Source organism: Sphingobacterium cellulitidis (assembly GCF_043187465.1).
GTDB lineage: Bacteria > Bacteroidota > Bacteroidia > Sphingobacteriales > Sphingobacteriaceae > Sphingobacterium > Sphingobacterium cellulitidis.
Window position 1 is genome coordinate 3,145,506 of sequence record NZ_CP171136.1, and the last position, 18,731, is coordinate 3,164,236.

Consider the following 18,731-nt stretch of genomic DNA (forward strand, 5'->3'; position numbering starts at 1 on the left):
TATTATTCGTTTACTAATGTTTTTAATTTTCCATTTGCTTTGATCACTTGGATCTCTGCAACTTTATAATTTAATAATGAGGTATTCAAGTTGTTTTGAGCATCTGCATAGGCATTCTCAGAATCCAACAATTCTGTTAAAGTCGCTAGCCCATTTCTATAGTTGTTTTGGGTGTTTTCCATAACTTCCTTCGCCATTTCTACGTTACGACGGTTGTTATCCACTGTCAACAAGCTATTTTTAATTTGAGCTTTAGCGTTTTCAGCTGCTAGGTTCAATCCAAGTTTGTTGTCCTCCAAATCTACCTTAGCTTTCAAAATATCAACATTTGCTTGGTTGATCTTTGCTTTCGTAGATCCTCCATTAAAGATTGGAATAGAAAGGTTTAAGCCAATTGCTGAGTATGGCGCAAAACTAGCTGAATTATTGAAAATTGGGAACTGCTGTCCAAAGCCCAAATAACCTAAGTTACCGGTCAATGACAAGCTTGGATAATAAGCAGCAACCATTGATTTTTTATTCAGTTCTAGTAATTCGATTTGCTTTTCAACCAATTTTACTTCAGTACGATTATCGACATTGAATTCTTCACTGATAAACTCACCATTGATATCAAAGGTCTCTTTTGGAAGAACAATATCATCCGTGATCTTCATCCCAATCGCGAACTTCAGTGCATTTTCTCTTAGCTCCTGAGCATTTACAATCTGTTGCTTTTGTGCTAATAAATTGTTGATAGCAACTTCGGTACGATCTAGGTCAATTTTTCTCATCAAACCTGCATCAACCATACCTTTCAAAACATCTCTGGTTTTGTTGGTATTTTCCAAGTTGTTATTAATCGTATTCAACTGCATATCTGATTGATAAACTTCATAGTATGCATTGGCAACTCTCTCAATCAATTGTTCATCACTCAACTCAGCGTTGATCAGATAAAAATCACGAGTAGATCTTGCCGCTTTTAATCCAGTAAATAAAGATTGATTAAAAAGCTGTTGACTCACTTGCACGACTGCGTTTGCTTGCCAAGGTTGTCCGAATGCCACCATGATTGTTTCACCTGGTCTCCCCATCAAAGCCCCATCCAATGCGCTTTTTTGAATTAGTGCATTGTAGGTCAATGAAGCTGAACCATTAACCTGAGGAAGAGCTCCTGCCCGAACCTCATCAATTAAATACTCAGAATTTTCTATTTCCAGCTTTGCCTTCTTGGCTTCCGCTTTATTTTGCAATGCAAATTTTACCGCTTCCTGCAAGGTCAAGGTTTCTTGTGCATGTAACAATGAACCCGATAACATCCCTGCTATCATTAGGGCCATAAGTTTAGTTCTATTCATTCTATTTATTACTAGCTATACGTGCTTCGAAAATTAATTTAAGTGCTCTTTTTTGACTTTCAACTATCTTATCTACGTTCGATTCATTTGGAATTCCAGTAATGACATCCGAAATAGTATGAATGATGCCAAGACCTTTTTGAATTTCAACCAGAGTCTGTGCACAGCCTTCAATATCATCCATGATCAATTCACCACTATCCAATGATTTTTGGAATAATTTTTTAATCAAGGTGACCTCACGCTGTTGAAACTCTTCCATAACCTCATTTAGATCCAGACCTTTAATCCAATCTAAATTTTCGCAGATATGTAAAACATAATATTTACGTGTATAAGTAGCTCTATAATCCAGCACATCCATCATCGTCTTCATTAAATCTCCAGAATACGATTCTACGATATCTTTCTCCCCTGCATACACGTCATTTGCAATCTTTATTAATACATCTAGAATAAGAGTTGACTTATCCGGATAGTAGTAATATAGATTTGCTTTAGTAATTCGCATATCATCGGCGATCTCATTCATTGTGGTTTTATGAAAACCAAAAAGAGAGAAGCGTTTTAGCGCTGCATCAATGATTTGATCCTTACGATTCTCCATTTTTATACCTTTTTTATTTTTGACTTTTTCTAAAAATTGTTCAAAAGTATAAAATAGAAAATAAATAATATCATCCCTTTGTCAAAAAAGTGATGATTAACACTCTTTTAACAAAAGGATAACGTTTAGACAATATTTTAAGAAAGTTGTTTTTTAGTCTTGACTAAAGATTTTGTGGAATTTCTTTTTATCGAATGAATAGAGTTTTGCAGCACGATAAGATACTCCTTTTTGAAATTCATTCAGTTCCTTGAGATAGCCAAGATTATTGATTTTTTTTCTAAAGTTTCTTTTATCTAATTGCTTATTAAGAAGAGCCTCATAAACTTGTTGCAATTGGGTTAGTGTAAATTTGGCTGGTAATAATTCGTATGGAGTGGTCGAGTAGCTGACAGTTTTCTTCAAACGGTCCAAACTTAACTCAATGATTTCCTTGTGGTCGAAGGCTAAGTCGGGAAGTTCTGTTACAGGAAACCATTTCAATTGCCTCATATAGGTACTACCAGAACTAATTTTATTTTTGACCTCTTCCATTTGAACCAAAGCCATATAAGCGACAGTCAAGATCCTTCCTTCGGGATGTCGTTTGACGCCTGCGAAAGCTGCCAACTGATCCATATAGATATCCTTTAGTCCAGTCATTTCGAATAAGATACGAGCCACAGCATCGGCCATTTCTTCGTATTTATTCACAAAATAGCCCGGAAGAGCCCACCAGTCCTTGTAAGGGTATTCATTTCGTTCAGCCAACAAAACTTTCAACTGTCCCTCATCAAATGTCAGAATGACACAATCTATAGTAAAATATGTTTGCAAAATCTAAATTTATTAATATTGATCAATTGTTTCCTGAAAACCTCAACAATAATAACAATTACACAAACAAATTACCAAAAAAATTTAATAGTGTAAGAAATACACATTATATTCGTATTTCTAAAAAATAAGAAAGACCTAATGAACAATATACGAAGGATTGGCGTTTATACATCAGGGGGCGATGCCCCAGGCATGAATGCTGCCATTCGCGCAGTAGTTCGAACAGCGCTATTTAACGACCTAAAAGTAACTGGTATTTTTAGGGGATATGAAGGAATGATCGAGGGGGATTTTACTGAAATGGTGAGTCGTTCCGTAAGTTCGATTCTTCAAAAAGGAGGAACCGTATTAAAATCAGCGCGTTGTCCGGAATTCAGAACTCCTGAAGGCCGCAAAAAAGCGTACGAAAATATTAGAAAAGCAGGAATTGATGCTTTAGTTGCGATTGGTGGTGATGGTACATTTACTGGTGCCGAAGTATTCTCACAAGAATACGATATCCCTGTCATGTGTATCCCAGGAACTATTGACAATGACCTTTACGGAACGGATTATACACTAGGATTTGATACCGCAAATAATACTGTTATTGATGCCATTGATAAAATCAAAGACACTGCGGCATCACATAACCGTTTATTTTTCGTTGAAGTAATGGGGCGTGACTCAGGTTGTATCGCATTGAATGCAGGTGTAGCTGGAGGTGCTGAAGCCATCATGTTGCCTGAAAAAGAAACGGCAATCGATGAATTGATCGAGATGTTGGAGGTTGCGAAAGACCGTAATAAAACATCCATGATCGTGATTATTGCTGAAGGCGATAAAAACGGTGGAGCCTATAATGTTGCAAAACGTGTCGAAGAAAAATTTGATTTTTATGACACAAAAGTTAGTATATTAGGACATTTACAACGTGGAGGATCCCCAAGTAGTTTTGATAGAGTACTTGCCACCCGAATGGGATACTTCGCAGTCAACGAACTAATAAAAGGCAATAGAAGCGCAACGGTAGGAATCCGTGGCAGTAAAATGGTTAGTACAACGCTGGAAGAGGCTTTGCGTGGCAAAGAATTCAAACTGGACGAAGAATTAATAACTATTGCTGAAGTAATGAACATATAATCTTATGATTGCAGTCATATTTAGTGGATCAAGATACGCCGATTGGCGACTTGCTGAGAAAGGCAGAGTCCTACATGGATTCCGTACCATGGGTATAAACCCTTACATTCAAGACGAACGCTTTATTTACCAGCTACTAAATAAGAATACCCAACTCATAAATAACGCTGAACGCATCCGTAAGATTTATTTTTTCGGTGCCGGCGCATCTTCTAAGGAGAGACAAGAAAAAATCGAAAAGGTCTTTACACAATTCTTTAAAAACGCGAAAGTAAAAGTGAGCCACGATATGCTGGCTTCTGCAATTTCAACTTTCGGGAATGAAAAAGGAATTATTGGGATCATCGGTAGTGGCTCCAATGCCGCTTTCTATAACGGTAGAAAAATTGTAGAGAACAACTATGGCTTAGGCTATATCTTGGCGGATGAAGCTTCCACCAACTGGCAGGCACGGCAGATTCTTAAGGACTTCCTAACTGAATCCATGCCACAAGGCTTCCGCGAAAAATTATTGCATAAACATAATATCGATCGCAAGCTTATCCTAGACAAAACGTATAACAGCCCTAACCCGAATATTTTTCTCACTTCCTTTGCCGATTTTATCCTTGAAAATAAGGAGGACCCTTATATGGAAGGGATTATCAAAAAAGGCCTTGAAAATTATGTAAAAACATATTTGGTTCCTCTCTCGGAAACTTATCCTGACTCTACCTTAAATTTCACAGGTTCGGTAGCTAACAACTACGCTGACTGGTTGCGAGAAATTGCCAAAGAAAATCATTTGGCTGTCGGCACCATCATTAGGGAGCCTGTCCAAAACCTTGTAAAATATTTTATAAATAAAAATTAGTAAAAATGAAAATTGGAATTAACGGATTTGGCCGTATTGGCCGTTTAGCATTCAGAGCTGCTGTAAAACGCAGTGATATCGAAGTAGTGGGTATTAACGACTTAGTTGAACCAGATTACTTAGCATATATGTTGAAATATGATTCAACGCACGGTCAATTTGACGGTACAGTTGAAGTAAAAGACGGAAACTTAATCGTAAATGGAAAAACTATTCGTGTTACTGCTGAAAAAGACCCTGCAAACCTTAAATGGAATGAAGTTGGTGCTGAAGTAGTAATCGAATCTACTGGTTTCTTCTTGACTCAAGAATTAGCTCAAAAACACATCGAAGCTGGTGCAAAAAAAGTAATTATGTCTGCTCCTGCGAAAGATGATACCCCTACTTTCGTAATGGGTGTAAACCATAAAGATTTAAAACCAGAATACAACATCGTTTCTAACGCTTCTTGTACTACTAACTGTTTAGCTCCTATCGCTAAGGTATTAAATGATAAATTTGGTATCCTTGAAGGATTAATGACTACAGTACATGCTGTAACAGCTACTCAAAAAACAGTTGATGGTCCTTCAGTGAAAGACTGGAGAGGTGGACGCGGTGCTTACCAAAACATCATCCCTTCTTCTACTGGTGCTGCTAAAGCTGTTGGTTTAGTGTTACCTGAATTGAAAGGTAAATTAACTGGTATGTCTTTACGCGTTCCTACAGCTGACGTTTCTGTAGTTGATTTAACTGTACGCCTAGAAAAAGGTGCTTCTTACGAAGAAATCAAAAAAGCAATGAAAGATGCTTCTGAAGGTGAATTGAAAGGTATCCTAGGATATACTGAAGATGATGTAGTTTCTACAGATTTCTTAGGTGATGCTCGTACTTCTATCTTCGACGCTAAAGCTGGTATCTCATTGAATGATAACTTTGTGAAAGTTATTTCATGGTACGATAATGAGTGGGGATACTCTAACAAAATTATCGATCTAGCTCAAGAAGTTGGTAAATTATCATAATTGACCACTGATAAAATAAAAAATGCGATGTGAAGTTCACATCGCATTTTTTTTATGGTTTAAGAATTAAAATTCTATTTCTCTTCTTTCATTAAGAAACCACCACCGATCAAATCATCACCTTCGTAGAAAACTGCAGATTGTCCAGGTGCAATTCCTTTGACATTATGAACAAAATCCACCTGCATGATATCACCATGCTGTGTCAAAGTAGAAATCGCTCCTGAGTCCTTATAACGAATCTTAGTGATAGCTTCCATTGGCTCATCCAACGAAGCGTATTTCACTAAATTGATATTCTTCACAAATGCTTGGCTGCGCTCTAACTCATGCTCCTCTCCTAACACGACCGAATTTGATTCCGGAAGGATCTGAATAACGAACATAGGTTTTCCTAGGGCAATTCCTAAGCCTCTGCGTTGTCCGATTGTAAAATACGGATAACCGATATGCTGACCTACTACGGTGCCATCAGATAAAATAAAATTACCTGGCCCTATCTCCTGATCCAACAAAGGACGTTTGTGCCTTAAGAACGAACGATAATCATTGTCAGGAACAAAACAGATCTCATAGCTCTCCGATTTGTTAGCTAATTCCTTTTGATCCATATCCAATGCCATCTGGCGGATTTCCTTTTTTGTAAAACTTCCCAATGGAAATTGGGTTCTTGCTAAGTTTTCCTGAGAAACTCCCCACAACACATAGGATTGATCCTTATTTTCGTCTTTCCCTTTGGAAATCACATAACGACCGTTGTCATGCATACGGATATTTGCATAGTGACCCGTTGCAATAAATTCACAATCCAATTTATCAGCACGTTTCATCAATGCTTCCCATTTAATATGGGTATTACACAATACACATGGATTAGGAGTTCTTCCGGCAATATATTCATCCACGAAATTGTCGATTACATAATCGCCAAATTCAGAACGAATATCAAGGATATAATGTGGGAAGCCATAGTTTACAGCCAATGTTCGAGCATCATTGATACTGTCCAAGCTACAACAACCTGTTTCCTTTGAAGAGCCGCCGGAACTAGCATAATCCCATGTTTTCATCGTAATCCCGATGACCTCATATCCTTGTTCGTGCAGCATGACTGCAGCAACAGAGCTATCTACTCCACCGCTCATCGCCACCAAAACTCTTCCTTTTTTACTCATAATATTTTATTGAAGTGCAAAGATACCGTTATTTGCCCATTCACAATGTTTATTTGATGTAATTTTATCTCAATCAAAATCAAGACTTTGAATAAATCCACGAAAATAATTAGAGCAAAAGTTTTAGAATTCGAAAAAGGACGGTATATTTGCATCGCAAGTTCGGTAACGGACTTACAAAATAAAGGTGCCATAGCTCAGTTGGTAGAGCAAAGGACTGAAAATCCTTGTGTCGCTGGTTCGAATCCAGCTGGCACCACCAAAATCTGACAAGTAACAGATTCAAAACAAAATCTTGTAAAGGTGCCATAGCTCAGTTGGTAGAGCAAAGGACTGAAAATCCTTGTGTCGCTGGTTCGAATCCAGCTGGCACCACAAAAAAAGCCTTCGCAAATCGCGAAGGCTTTTTTTATTGAATATCAATATTTATCAAAAAACTGTTACAATCCCTTAATCTATCTGTTCAGTATACTTAAAAATCATTTTTTAGCTAAAATTATAACCCTAATTATCAGTAAGTTATATCCCGAAATTTCAGAAATTTGAAAATACCTTCTATTAGGTATTCTTTAAATCACTTTTACTCAATATATTAGGTTAGCAGAAATTGAAATTCTATCAATCGGATTTCGAGAAACCAAAAGCCAAAAACTATTAATCGAATCGGTGTCAGATTTTTCAAACTGTGTATAAATGTGGAAATTCAGTGTTCCCTACACAATTTCTTTATATAAGCCGTCCTGGCTATTGTTAAACAGAAAAAATGGCTAGATATTCCGCATCTAGCCATATTTTTATCTTTAATCGCAATCCCAAATTTATTCCTACAAATATCCCAGTAAGTAATAAATAATGATAAATACGACTATTGTACCAAAGCAACCAAGGCCCATTTTCTTAGCACCCCAGCCCGCAATTAATGCTCTAAAAAATTTATTCATACGTTTACTCCATATTGATTATCATCCCTATCAACAATAATCTGGAATAAATGTTTGACTATGTATATCCCGAATCGCTATTTCTTCCGCGAAATGTGCATGCAATGCTCGCCCATCTCCATGTAAGGTCCAAATCGCCTTCGGCTTTACCTTTTCAATAAAAAATAATATATCTCCCCAATCAACATGGTCAGATAGATATAAACTAATATCATTCTGCGCTTGCAGGCGTTCCCATCCCGACGCGAATACCTTCAACACATTTTTAGCCCTCCGGTAACTGTTAAAAGTCAATGGTGGTACCAAATAAACCTTGTTATCCCCCGCTTCCTTCATTGATTTCCTGTTATACAAATCATATTTCATTGGAAAATCAATAAACTGATCATATATCCGATGAATCGGCATGATTTGATAATGAAGTAAAACTTCTTTCTCAGGAAGGTGCTGATTTAATAATGCTGTAATCCTTTGTGCTTTTCCCAAGGCATAGCATCCCAATAAAATATTGCTTTTTACATCCAACTTCATGATTTCAGCAATAGGATCCGGATGTTTGGTATTTGGATTGGCGAACGTGGTTTCCGTAATCAAAACCTCGGCTTCCACAAATTTTATCGGCTCACAAGTCGAATCTTCTTGTAACTTATAATCTCCTGTATAAAGATACCTCACCCCTTTATAGATCATCAAGATCTGCGCACTACCCAAAATATGTCCCGCAGGGATAAAATAAATATCAACCCCATTTATTTGGAAAAACTCCGAAAAATCCTTCTTCTGATAGGATTCTATAGGTTGCTTAGGATATCGCAACTGCATGATTGCAGCAGTTCCCGCTGTACAAAAGATATTTTTATGTCCCGGAGATGCATGGTCTCCATGAGCATGTGACACCACAGCATGTTTAACTGGATATAATGGGTCAATATAGAAATCACCATAAGGACAATAATAGCCCTTATCCCTCTTCACTAAAAAATCTTCAATAATTTGCATTACTTATTCTTTGGAGCGATAAATTTCGCGTGCAGTTCCATGACCTGTTCTATCAAACTATGGCTATCATCATTATAGATAATAAAATCACATAGTTTTTCTTTCTCTTCCTCAGGCATCTGCTTGTTTATCCTTCTTTGAACTTCCTCTTGATCGACCTGATCTCGCTTCATCACCCGCTCTATGCGGATTGCTAAAGGAGAACTAACCAAAATGGTAAAATCCAAAGCCTTATAAGAGCCACTTTCAAAAAGCAGAGCTGCTTCTTTCACACTGTATGCAGAGGTTTGAGCCGCTGCCCAATCTTCGCCATCCTTGATTACTGCCGGATGAACTATGGCATTTAATTTCTTTAATTCTTCAGCATCAGAAAAAACACGTTTTCCAAGCCATTCCCGATTCAAGCTACCATCTTCATGATACACTTCCGAGCCAAAGGTTGAAATCAAGGATGCCCGAACTGCATCACTTTTCACCATGATATCCTTGGCTTCCTTGTCGGCATCATAAGTGGGAATCCCCAAAACCTTAAAGATTTTAGTAACAACGCTTTTGCCAACGCCTATTCCTCCGGTAATCCCTATTTTTAAACCCATGTTATCTTCTTACAAAAAAGTCCACATTTTGAGGCTCTATGTTCAAGACCTTCACATAGTCAGGCATCTTGGTAATAATAACCGGTAGACTCGAAACCTTATGTTCCTTCCAAGCGTCCAAATCAACCACTGCTTCAAAATCCCTGGAAGTATATTTGTTAAAATCCTTTACAGCAAGCAAAATCGTAGCTTTCACCTTACTTGGCAATACCCGTACTGAGGTATAACCTTTACTATTCTCAACCTTGATAGGTAGCTCAATAATTTTCTCTGTTATTTCCCCTACCGGCACGATTACCTCCGCAAAAGTCGGATAGATTGTAATATTTGTCCGTTGCTGTTTATTTAAATAAGCTACGGTCCGCACATCGGTATTCACATCCTTGCCTTTAATGGTATCTGTTTCGAGAAACTCAATACTTGCCACATCTTCCAAAGGTCCTGTAATGGTCACATACTCCGGATTTGTGCGAGTTGCTCCGATTACCCCATACTGCCTTTGGAAAGTAAGGTGCTCTACGGCTTTGACTGGCACTTTACGTTGGGTTTGTTTAGAAAAATCGAAATAAAGGGTATCTGGTGAAACCGCAACTACTTGTTTGTCGCTGGGAAACTGTCGGTTGATAAATCCGATTTGGTTTCCAAAAACAATAAAATTGCGAGACTTCAAACCAGAAAGATCCACTTGTATTTTGGCCGTATCGGGATGCAGGCGTTCCATGAACACCTTCCAGCCTGACATCTTTATTTTGACCGAAACCGTATCGGATTGCAAGGGGTGAAAAGCTTTATTTTCAGGCAAATTCACATAGCTCATGCTGGCCTTCTTGGTGAAGGTATAATCACTGGATATTGCAAACAAGGTCCAAGCTAAAAATGAAATGATGATACAACGTAGAAATATTGATAGTTTCCGACGTTGAACTTTGTTTATTCGCCTCAAAGCCATTCTACAAATGTAATATTTTGTAAGCAAAAATCACATTTTGACGATAGCATGAGCAATTGAGCTAAAAAACCGACTTACTTCTTAAAAAGATGCCGGTTTAAGCCATTTTATTATTTAAATATTCCGTAACTTTGCAGAATAATTGAAGGACGTTCAAATTCACTTTAATAATGATTCATTTCTTCGTGAACCCATTGAACACAGTTTATGCTGTTCAAACCCAAAATGATTTATCTACTGAAGATATTTTCAAACTAAACTGGCTTTTCGGCAACTCTAAAAAACTCGACGAACAAACGCTAAATGACTACTATGTAGGCCCTAGGGCTGCAATGGTAACTCCATGGAGCACAAACGCTGTCGAGATTACCCAAAACATGGGTATTACCGGTATTATCCGGATTGAAGAGTTCCAAAAAGTAGATGCTGATTTCAAGGATTTCGACCCTATGATTTCCCAAAAATTCAGCGCGCTGACTCAGGATATGTTTACTATTAACATCAGTCCAGAGCCAATCTTGGAAATTGATGATATCGAGGCTTACAATAAATCCGAAGGATTAGCATTGAGACCAGAGGAAGTAGATTATTTGAATAAACTAGCTGAAAAGATTGGTCGCAAACTAACAGATTCAGAGGTATTCGCTTTCTCACAAGCAAACTCGGAACACTGTCGTCACAAGATTTTCAATGGTACCTTTGTTATTGATGGTGAGGAACAACCTACCTCCCTTTTCAAATTAATCAAGAAAACATCCGAGACAAATCCTAATGATATTGTCTCTGCATATAAGGATAACGTTGCTTTTATAAAAGGACCTAAAGTAACGCAGTTTGCTCCTAAAACAGCAGATAAACCGGACTTTTATGAGGAGAAAGATTTCGACTCTGTTATTTCCTTAAAAGCTGAGACCCACAACTTCCCTACTACAGTAGAGCCATTCTCTGGCGCTGCTACAGGTTCTGGAGGTGAAATCCGTGACCGTCTTGCTGGTGGTCAAGGTGCTCTCCCTCTTGCTGGTACAGCAATCTATATGACAGCTTATTCACGCTTGTTGGATGACCGCCCTTGGGAAAAAGGAATGGAAGAAAGACCTTGGTTATACCAAACGCCAATGGATATCCTGATCAAAGCTTCTAACGGGGCTTCTGATTTTGGAAACAAGTTTGGTCAACCTTTGATTACGGGTTCTGTACTTACTTTCGAGCATGAAGAAGAAGGTCGTAAATTAGGTTATGACAAGGTAATCATGCAAGCAGGTGGTATTGGTTATGGCAAGTTAAGTCAAGCTAAAAAACATGAACCAGCTGCAGGAGATAAAATTGTTATCCTAGGTGGTGAAAACTACCGTATTGGTATGGGTGGTGCTGCAGTATCCTCAGCAGATACCGGTGCATTTGGCTCAGGTATCGAATTGAATGCGATTCAACGTTCCAACCCTGAAATGCAAAAACGTGCAGCTAACGCTATTCGTGCATTTGTTGAAAGCGATTTAAACCCTATCGTTTCTATCCATGACCATGGTGCTGGTGGACACTTAAATTGCCTTTCAGAACTAGTGGAAAATTCAGGTGGTTTGATCGACTTGGATAAACTTCCAGTGGGAGATCCTACCTTATCTGCTAAAGAAATTATTGGTAATGAATCCCAAGAACGTATGGGCTTGGTGATTGCAGAAGAAGATATCGAAAAATTGAAAACAGTTGCTGACCGCGAGCGTTCGCCGATGTACACTGTTGGTGATGTAACAGCGGATCATCGCTTCACTTTCGAATCTAAGAAAACAGGTGAAAAACCAATGGATTATGCCTTAGAGGATTTCTTTGGTTCTTCTCCAAAAACAATCATGAACGACAGTCAGGTTCAGCGCAAATATGCTGACCTTGAATATAATGTTAACGAGGTTCCTAATTACCTGAACCAAGTATTACAACTTGAATCTGTAGCTTCAAAAGATTGGTTAACCAATAAAGTTGACCGTTGTGTTGGTGGTCGTGTTGCAAAACAACAATGTACTGGTCCATTGCAATTGCCATTAAACAATGTTGGAGTAATGGCTTTGGATTACAAATCTAAAGAAGGTATTGCAACCACAGTTGGACACGCTCCATTGACTGCATTGGTTGACCCGGTTGCTGGATCTAGAAACGCAATCGGAGAGGCACTTTCCAACCTTGTCTTCGCTCCTATCTACAATGGCTTGAAAGGTGTATCCCTTTCGGCAAACTGGATGTGGGCTTGTAACAACGAAGGCGAAGATGCTCGATTGTACCAAGCCGTAAAAGGATGTTCTGATTTTGCTATTGAATTAGGTATCAATATCCCTACTGGAAAGGATTCCCTTTCCATGAAACAGAAATATCCGAATGGCGAAAATGTAATTGCCCCAGGAACAGTGATTATTTCTGCTGGTGGTAACTGTACAGATATCAATAAAGTAGTAGAGCCTGTGTTAAAGAAAAATGCTGGTTCCATCTATTATATCAATCTTTCACAAGATAACTTCAAACTTGGAGGTTCTACGTTCGCTCAGATTTTAAACAAAATCGGTTCGGATGTACCTACTATCCAAGATTCAGAGTATTTCAAGAAAGCATTCAATGCGGTTCAAGAATTGATCAATAATGGTCAGATAGCTGCTGGTCACGATATTGGTTCTGGAGGTTTGGTTACTTCCTTATTGGAATTATGTTTTGCAGATGTTGATCTAGCTGCTGAATACGATCTTTCTAGCCTGAATGAGGCTGATACGGTGAAAGCATTGTTCAATGAAAACATCGGATTGGTGCTACAAGCCAAAGAAGATGCTGCATTTGAGAAAGCATTTGCTGATGCAGGTATTGAAGCATTCAAAATTGGTAAAGCTATCAATGGTTCTTCAGTAAGCATCAAAAACAATACAGATACATTCACTTTCGATGTTGCTGAAACAAGAGATACATGGTTCAAAACATCGTATTTATTAGACCAAAAGCAATCGAAAAACGGAACTGCAGACGAGCGTTTCAAAAACTATAAGAATCAGCCTTTAAGATTTGATTTCCCTGCTCAATTTGATGGTAAGAAACCAGTAATTGACGGCAGCAAAGCACGTCCAAAGGCGGCAATCATTCGTGAAAAAGGTTCAAACTCAGAAAGAGAAATGGCCAATGCCATGTTCCTTGCAGGATTTGATGTAAAAGATGTCCATATGACCGACTTGATCTCAGGTCGTGAAACATTGGAGGACATTCAATTCATCGGTGCTGTGGGAGGTTTCTCTAACTCAGACGTGTTAGGTTCTGCAAAAGGTTGGGCAGGAGCTTTCCTATATAACGAAAAAGCAAAAACTGCGCTTGAAAACTTCTTCAAACGTCCTGATACCCTTTCAGTAGGTATCTGTAATGGATGTCAGTTGTTCATGGAATTGGAATTGATTAATCCTGAACATGAAGTACATGGTAAAATGTTGCATAATACTTCTCAGAAACACGAATCCAATTTCGTATCTGTAAAAATCCAAGAAAACAATTCCATCATGTTGTCTACCCTTGCAGGTTCAACTTTGGGAGTATGGATTTCTCATGGTGAAGGAAAATTCAACTTGCCTCAACAAGAAGATCAATACAATATCGTAGCGAAATATGCTTACGATCAATATCCACACAATCCAAATGGATCAGATTTCAATACGGCAATGATGAGTGACAAAACTGGTCGTCACTTAGTTACCATGCCACATATTGAACGTTCAGTTTTCCAATGGAACTGGGCAAACTATCCGGACGGACGCACAGACGAAGTTTCTCCTTGGATTGAAGCTTTCGTAAATGTACGTAAGTGGATTGAAAACCAAAGCAAATAAGTTGGAATAACGTAATAGTTAAGAAAAATCCCGATGCGATAAGCATTGGGATTTTTTTATTAACTTAAAATCTGAAGAAAAACCTATGAAAGCAAGAGATGAAAAATTAGAAGCCATTAAAGCCTGGATCACAAACAATGCTGATATCCGCACAGCCTTGTTGACAAGCTCTTTGGTCAACCCCTTAGCTCCTATTGATGATTTCTCAGACTTGGATATCGAACTTGTTTTCAACGATTCCATACCCTATTTAGAATCCAAGGATTGGATAAATCTCTTTGGAGATCCATTGAATATTTACGAAGAAGGAATTGAAGTCTTTGAAGGAAAACATGCTATGAAGATGGTGCAGTATTGGGATGGGGTAAAAATTGATTTTAAAATTTACAGCAAAGACCAATTTAAATCTGAAGTTTCAGCAACTGAATTACCTGAGGATTGGGATATTGGCTATGAGATCCTGATTGACAAGGATGGGCTTTGTAAAAGCCTACAACCAGCATCTCATCAAGTTAGCATCATAAAAAAACCAACTGAAGAAGAATTTCAGAAGCTAGTTGCAGATTTTTTCTGGGATGTGACCTATCTTCCTAAATGCCTGATTCGTGAAGACCTATTTTATCTCAAATTCATGCAGGAAAAAATCATTCGCGTAGAGTATTTTATCCCTATGATCGAATGGTACATAGCGAGCAAAAATCAATGGAAAGTAACGACCAATAAATACGGGCGATTATTCAAGAAGTATCTCAGTCCAGAAGAATGGCAAGAATTGGAGCAAACATTCGCAGGCTCTGATATTCAAGAAAATTGGACAGCCTGCAGCAAAATGATCGATCTATTTGACAAGATGGCTAGAGAAGTTTCCAAAAACCTAGGATACTCCTATGATCAAGGAAAAGCCAATTCAACAAAACAATTTTTCCATAGTTATCAAAAAGAATAGCCTAAAACCCAATTTCACTAAGTTTCATAGGAATAATCATAACCTGTAACCTTCCATTTACCATCTTTCATTTCAAGGTAGTAAACAACTCCTTGACCACACATATTTCCGCAATGGTAATACGTATTGATCAATGCTTTGTTCTTATCAGCAGTAAACAATGGTTTATTTTAGAATTTAAAAACTAAATCACTATCAAGAACATACCTCGCCGTATCAAATTCGACAACCGCATCTACCACCTTCGAGAATTCAACCCCAATCGGAGAATAAGTAGGAAATACCTTCTCCAAAAACTCATCCCCAGACATATAAACTGTGTGCCTTTTCTCCCTACATGCAATCATCAAAATAATAACTAATGCATAAACCCCTAACCTTTTCATAATCTTTACATTTTGTAAAGAAATAATGAAATTTCCCGCTCATGATTTCAACTATACCCCTTAAAAAACCCGTTCCATTATCCGATCACGCTTTCCCGCTCTCGTTTTCAAGTATAGCCCAAAAAACACCCCGTTCCATTATCCGATCACGTTTTCCCACTCACATTTTCAAGAAAAGTTTCAAAAAATAATCTTGGTCTCTCCTCTAATCCTCCAATCCTGGCCGCACTAGCGACGATTCAACCTCGACTCCTCCAAGTCAAGATTATGCTCCAATCCCCTCAAAATAGACTCATCATAATTCTTCTCACTCACCAAGGTATAGATTACATCTCTACGCACATTGATTAGGTCTTGCATAACCTGTTTATACAATCCTTTTTCATTAGCGATCTTGATTTTGGATTCACTGCTTAGATTGGTAGCAGTAGATTCAAGACTACGTTTTAAAGATAGATTAATAGCCTTTACCGTATTACTCTCTTCCAGTTCCTTCGCATATTTTGTTTTCAGCAATTTCATTTCCTCATTAACCAAACGGTATCTGATGGCTTCCACCTGAGCTTCTTCAGGAATTTCAGACGACTTACCATCCAAGTTCACCAATTTTATCAGCCATGGTAAGCTCAAACCCTGCACGACCAAGGTTATTAATATGACCACAAAGGTGATAAATAGAATCAGGTTACGATGCGGGAAATGCTGTCCACTAGAAACATAGATTGGAATAGCTAGTGCAGAGGCCAAGGATACTACCCCACGCATGCCGGCCCATCCTAAAATCAGAGGCATTTTCCAACCTGGGGAAGGTTCTTTCTTACGGACTCTTGGAAATAATCTTGGAAGATAATTGACGATATATATAAAGGCAATCCGAATCACGATGATTACCAAGGTAATAATCAAAGCAATTTCAATAGCCCAAGAAGTCGATACGCTTTCGATACCATCAATAATAATTGGCAGTTCCAATCCGATGAGGATAAAAACGAAGCCATTTAAGAGGAAACCTACTGTCTCCCAAACCTCACGAGTTTGGATTCTGGTATTATAGTCCATGTAATCTTTGGATCTATAGGAGAGAAATAATCCTCCGGACACTACTGCCAAAACACCGGACCATTCAAAATGCTCTGCCACGATATACATTATATAAGGAGCAATCAGCGTAATTGGCGTTGTGATACTAGATGCTTTCGCTATGTATTTCAAGAAAAAAAACAGGATGTTTGCGATGACAAGACCAACAAAGACCCCCATTATTGCCAAGGTGAAAAATCCAATCACCGCCTCTTGCATGGTAAAAGCTCCCGTCATGATTACCGCCAATGCCATTCGGAAAACCGTTAGGGATGCCGCGTCATTAACCAAGCTTTCTCCTTCTAAAAGGGTGATTCCACGTTTTGGCATATTCACACCTTTTAATACAGAGGTTGCTGCCACAGCATCTGGAGGTGAAATAATTCCGCCTAACAGAAAGCCTAAGGCTAGAGTAAATCCTGGTATTAAATTGACTGATAGATAAGCGATGGCAATGGATGTAACAAAAACTAACCCGAAGCCCATCGTTAAAATAGACCGCCGATTTCTCCAGAAGCTATTCCAGGAGGTATACCAAGCCGCTTCAAATAATAATGGCGGCAAGAAAACCAAAAAGACAACATCGGGGTTAATACTAAACACGGGTAAACCCGGAATTAATGATATCGCTAACCCACCGATTACCAGCAAGATAGGGTATGAAATCTTAAAACGCTGGGAAACGACAAATAACATGGACATGAAAAAGAATAGAATCATGACCAATAATATGTTGGATTCGATCATATTTGCTAATTAATAGATATCTTTGTGTACTGTAAAAATAATGGAAAAAATCTCAAAAAATCTACACCCGCGCAATAAGTTCAATCAGGAATATGACTTCAAGAAATTGATCAAACATGTACACCCATTGAAGAAACATCTTGTCGTATTACCTGACGGCCGTCAATCTCTGGACTTCCGGGATACAGAATCCGTGTTCTTATTAAATAAAGCGCTGTTAGAATCAGAGTTTAAAATTAAAAATTGGGATCTATTACCAGGTAGTCTGGTACCTTCCATTCCAGGAAGATTAAACTATATTAATTATTTAGCAGACCTGATCCAGCCAAAAAATCCAAAAGACATCAAGGTTCTTGATGTGGGAACTGGCTCCAGTATCATTTATCCTATTCTTGGTTTTCTAGAGTATCATTGGAACTTTGTGGCTTCGGATACCCATATCCAATCCATCCAACACGCGCATAAAATCTTAAATGACAACCCTTATCTAAAAAAGGGTATTAAGTTAAGAACTCAGGAAAACCCTGAACAGACCTTAAAAGGAATTATTCAACCCAATGAATATTTCGATGCCATTCTATGTAATCCCCCATTCTACAAATCTCGGGATGACTATAGACAAACGGTAATAAAGAAAAACCAAAAACTTCATCAAGAAGGAGAAAGTACAAAGACCAACTTTCAAGGCCTTTCCAACGAGCTTTGGTTTCCGGGTGGTGAAAAGAAATTTATTAGTAACATGATCTATGAAAGTATTGAACTAAGAGATCAAATCGGACTTTGTTCTGTTCTTGTTTCTAATAAAGACAATTTAAAACCATTAAAGGCAATTTTAGAGTACCATAAGATTGAAGATATCAAAGTTACCCAAATGCATCAGGGTAATAAGATTAACAGAATCTTGTCGTGGCGACTAAACAAATAAGGCAATACTAAACAACAAAACTTTTTAAATGTTACATTTTTCTATGTCTACTTTAACGTTAAAGCAGATATGGAGAGAAATTGCTATTTTTTTTAAAAAAATTTGCTAAAACGTTTTTTATTTATAAATTAGTCTACACCATTAATATAAACGTTTACTAACAGACACATTATGAAGCTTTTTACAACTTTTAATTCCAGCAATTTATTTTCCGGCTAGTTAAGGATTATTTTTTTTCTGTTTACCCAAACTAAACACATCTAACCAGTGTTGTTTTAGAAATCAATTACCCTAAACAAATAATTATGAGAAGAAAAAAATTGCGACCAATTTATGTAACCCGCTAAGGGAAAGCGCGAACTACTACATTTCATCCAGTATTTTTTATTTGAATTCT

General features: G+C 37.9%; 16 protein-coding genes and 2 tRNA genes. 8 read left to right on the top strand and 10 right to left on the bottom strand.

Annotated elements, in window-relative coordinates; genetic code table 11:
- Window positions 1-2 precede the first annotated feature (2 nt).
- The 3 genes from ACF3OC_RS13920 to ACF3OC_RS13930 all read right to left on the bottom strand — a co-directional run bounded on the left by ACF3OC_RS13920 (window position 3) and on the right by ACF3OC_RS13930 (window position 2,763).
- Window positions 3-1,340 (bottom strand): TolC family protein, encoded by a 1,338-nt coding sequence (locus ACF3OC_RS13920; RefSeq protein ID WP_094256005.1) that lies wholly within the window; start codon window positions 1,338-1,340, stop codon window positions 3-5.
- 1 nt (window position 1,341) lies between these two features.
- The gene (locus ACF3OC_RS13925) at window positions 1,342-1,947 is read right to left on the bottom strand and encodes a TetR/AcrR family transcriptional regulator (protein ID WP_392469498.1); all 606 of its coding nucleotides are present in this window, start codon (window positions 1,945-1,947) and stop codon (window positions 1,342-1,344) included.
- A gap of 153 nt (window positions 1,948-2,100) precedes the next feature.
- Window positions 2,101-2,763 (bottom strand): NUDIX domain-containing protein, encoded by a 663-nt coding sequence (locus tag ACF3OC_RS13930; RefSeq protein ID WP_094256007.1) that lies wholly within the window; start codon window positions 2,761-2,763, stop codon window positions 2,101-2,103.
- Between the two features lie 141 nt (window positions 2,764-2,904).
- On the opposite strand from ACF3OC_RS13930, the gene pfkA reads away from it, so the two are divergent.
- The 3 genes from pfkA to gap are packed head-to-tail and all read left to right on the top strand — an operon-like array spanning window position 2,905 to window position 5,745.
- Entirely contained in the window at window positions 2,905-3,888 is a 984-nt protein-coding gene (gene pfkA / locus ACF3OC_RS13935; RefSeq protein ID WP_094256008.1) for a 6-phosphofructokinase, read from the top strand.
- A gap of 4 nt (window positions 3,889-3,892) precedes the next feature.
- Window positions 3,893-4,741 carry a hypothetical protein gene (locus tag ACF3OC_RS13940; RefSeq protein ID WP_094256009.1) on the top strand — a complete coding sequence of 283 codons (849 nt, stop codon included), beginning with the start codon at window positions 3,893-3,895 and terminating at the stop codon, window positions 4,739-4,741.
- Between the two features lie 5 nt (window positions 4,742-4,746).
- Complete coding sequence (gene gap, locus ACF3OC_RS13945; RefSeq protein WP_094256010.1) at window positions 4,747-5,745, top strand: type I glyceraldehyde-3-phosphate dehydrogenase; 999 nt, start codon at window positions 4,747-4,749, stop codon at window positions 5,743-5,745.
- Window positions 5,746-5,819: 74 nt separating this feature from the next.
- Here gap and mnmA read toward each other — a convergent pair whose 3' ends face one another.
- Window positions 5,820-6,920: a tRNA 2-thiouridine(34) synthase MnmA gene (gene mnmA / locus ACF3OC_RS13950; protein ID WP_277711409.1), complete on the bottom strand. Its 1,101-nt coding sequence runs from the start codon at window positions 6,918-6,920 to the stop codon at window positions 5,820-5,822.
- A 186-nt stretch (window positions 6,921-7,106) separates the two neighbouring features.
- Between mnmA and ACF3OC_RS13955 the strand changes: the two genes are divergently transcribed.
- Window positions 7,107-7,182 (top strand) — tRNA-Phe (locus ACF3OC_RS13955).
- Between the two features lie 40 nt (window positions 7,183-7,222).
- Window positions 7,223-7,295: transfer RNA gene (locus ACF3OC_RS13960), tRNA-Phe, on the top strand.
- 596 nt (window positions 7,296-7,891) lie between these two features.
- Here ACF3OC_RS13960 and ACF3OC_RS13965 read toward each other — a convergent pair.
- Genes ACF3OC_RS13965 through ACF3OC_RS13975 form a run of 3 tightly spaced genes read right to left on the bottom strand, consistent with a single transcriptional unit; the run spans window position 7,892 to window position 10,405 of the window.
- Window positions 7,892-8,860 carry an exonuclease gene (locus ACF3OC_RS13965; protein ID WP_392469500.1) on the bottom strand — a complete coding sequence of 323 codons (969 nt, stop codon included), beginning with the start codon at window positions 8,858-8,860 and terminating at the stop codon, window positions 7,892-7,894.
- The gene (gene coaE / locus ACF3OC_RS13970) at window positions 8,860-9,456 is read right to left on the bottom strand and encodes a dephospho-CoA kinase (protein ID WP_277711411.1); all 597 of its coding nucleotides are present in this window, start codon (window positions 9,454-9,456) and stop codon (window positions 8,860-8,862) included. The genes ACF3OC_RS13965 and coaE overlap by 1 nt, the downstream gene beginning before the upstream one ends.
- Before the next feature lies 1 nt (window position 9,457).
- On the bottom strand, window positions 9,458-10,405 hold the full coding sequence (locus ACF3OC_RS13975) for a YbbR-like domain-containing protein (RefSeq protein ID WP_094256014.1): 948 nt from the start codon (window positions 10,403-10,405) through the stop codon (window positions 9,458-9,460).
- 170 nt (window positions 10,406-10,575) lie between these two features.
- Here ACF3OC_RS13975 and purL point away from each other — a divergent pair, with 170 nt between their 5' ends.
- Window positions 10,576-14,250, top strand: coding sequence for a phosphoribosylformylglycinamidine synthase (purL, locus tag ACF3OC_RS13980; protein ID WP_392469502.1), 3,675 nt, complete (start codon window positions 10,576-10,578; stop codon window positions 14,248-14,250).
- 85 nt (window positions 14,251-14,335) lie between these two features.
- A complete protein-coding gene (locus tag ACF3OC_RS13985; RefSeq protein WP_277711413.1) occupies window positions 14,336-15,196 on the top strand; it encodes an aminoglycoside 6-adenylyltransferase in 861 nt (286 codons plus the stop codon).
- 17 nt (window positions 15,197-15,213) lie between these two features.
- On the opposite strand, the gene ACF3OC_RS13990 is transcribed toward ACF3OC_RS13985, so the two are convergent.
- The 3 genes from ACF3OC_RS13990 to ACF3OC_RS14000 form a co-directional block, all read right to left on the bottom strand.
- Entirely contained in the window at window positions 15,214-15,357 is a 144-nt protein-coding gene (locus ACF3OC_RS13990) for a hypothetical protein (protein WP_277711414.1), read from the bottom strand.
- A 9-nt stretch (window positions 15,358-15,366) separates the two neighbouring features.
- A complete protein-coding gene (locus ACF3OC_RS13995; RefSeq protein ID WP_277711415.1) occupies window positions 15,367-15,582 on the bottom strand; it encodes a hypothetical protein in 216 nt (71 codons plus the stop codon).
- Window positions 15,583-15,810: 228 nt separating this feature from the next.
- On the bottom strand, window positions 15,811-17,409 hold the full coding sequence (locus ACF3OC_RS14000; protein WP_094256018.1) for a Na+/H+ antiporter: 1,599 nt from the start codon (window positions 17,407-17,409) through the stop codon (window positions 15,811-15,813).
- A gap of 40 nt (window positions 17,410-17,449) precedes the next feature.
- On the opposite strand from ACF3OC_RS14000, the gene rlmF reads away from it, so the two are divergent.
- Window positions 17,450-18,334: a 23S rRNA (adenine(1618)-N(6))-methyltransferase RlmF gene (gene rlmF, locus ACF3OC_RS14005; protein WP_182499552.1), complete on the top strand. Its 885-nt coding sequence runs from the start codon at window positions 17,450-17,452 to the stop codon at window positions 18,332-18,334.
- Window positions 18,335-18,731 lie beyond the last annotated feature (397 nt).

What these genes read in the sequence shown, in the direction of transcription:
- ACF3OC_RS14000 (WP_094256018.1), bottom strand. Translation starts at nt 17,409, where the DNA reads ATGATCGAATCCAACATATTATTGGTCATGATTCTATTCTTTTTCATG.
- gap (WP_094256010.1), top strand. Translation starts at nt 4,747, where the DNA reads ATGAAAATTGGAATTAACGGATTTGGCCGTATTGGCCGTTTAGCATTC.
- purL (WP_392469502.1), top strand. Translation starts at nt 10,576, where the DNA reads ATGATTCATTTCTTCGTGAACCCATTGAACACAGTTTATGCTGTTCAA.
- ACF3OC_RS13975 (WP_094256014.1), bottom strand. Translation starts at nt 10,405, where the DNA reads ATGGCTTTGAGGCGAATAAACAAAGTTCAACGTCGGAAACTATCAATA.
- pfkA (WP_094256008.1), top strand. Translation starts at nt 2,905, where the DNA reads ATGAACAATATACGAAGGATTGGCGTTTATACATCAGGGGGCGATGCC.
- coaE (WP_277711411.1), bottom strand. Translation starts at nt 9,456, where the DNA reads ATGGGTTTAAAAATAGGGATTACCGGAGGAATAGGCGTTGGCAAAAGC.
- ACF3OC_RS13940 (WP_094256009.1), top strand. Translation starts at nt 3,893, where the DNA reads ATGATTGCAGTCATATTTAGTGGATCAAGATACGCCGATTGGCGACTT.
- mnmA (WP_277711409.1), bottom strand. Translation starts at nt 6,920, where the DNA reads ATGAGTAAAAAAGGAAGAGTTTTGGTGGCGATGAGCGGTGGAGTAGAT.
- rlmF (WP_182499552.1), top strand. Translation starts at nt 17,450, where the DNA reads ATGGAAAAAATCTCAAAAAATCTACACCCGCGCAATAAGTTCAATCAG.
- ACF3OC_RS13925 (WP_392469498.1), bottom strand. Translation starts at nt 1,947, where the DNA reads ATGGAGAATCGTAAGGATCAAATCATTGATGCAGCGCTAAAACGCTTC.
- ACF3OC_RS13965 (WP_392469500.1), bottom strand. Translation starts at nt 8,860, where the DNA reads ATGCAAATTATTGAAGATTTTTTAGTGAAGAGGGATAAGGGCTATTAT.
- ACF3OC_RS13920 (WP_094256005.1), bottom strand. Translation starts at nt 1,340, where the DNA reads ATGAATAGAACTAAACTTATGGCCCTAATGATAGCAGGGATGTTATCG.
- ACF3OC_RS13985 (WP_277711413.1), top strand. Translation starts at nt 14,336, where the DNA reads ATGAAAGCAAGAGATGAAAAATTAGAAGCCATTAAAGCCTGGATCACA.
- ACF3OC_RS13995 (WP_277711415.1), bottom strand. Translation starts at nt 15,582, where the DNA reads ATGAAAAGGTTAGGGGTTTATGCATTAGTTATTATTTTGATGATTGCA.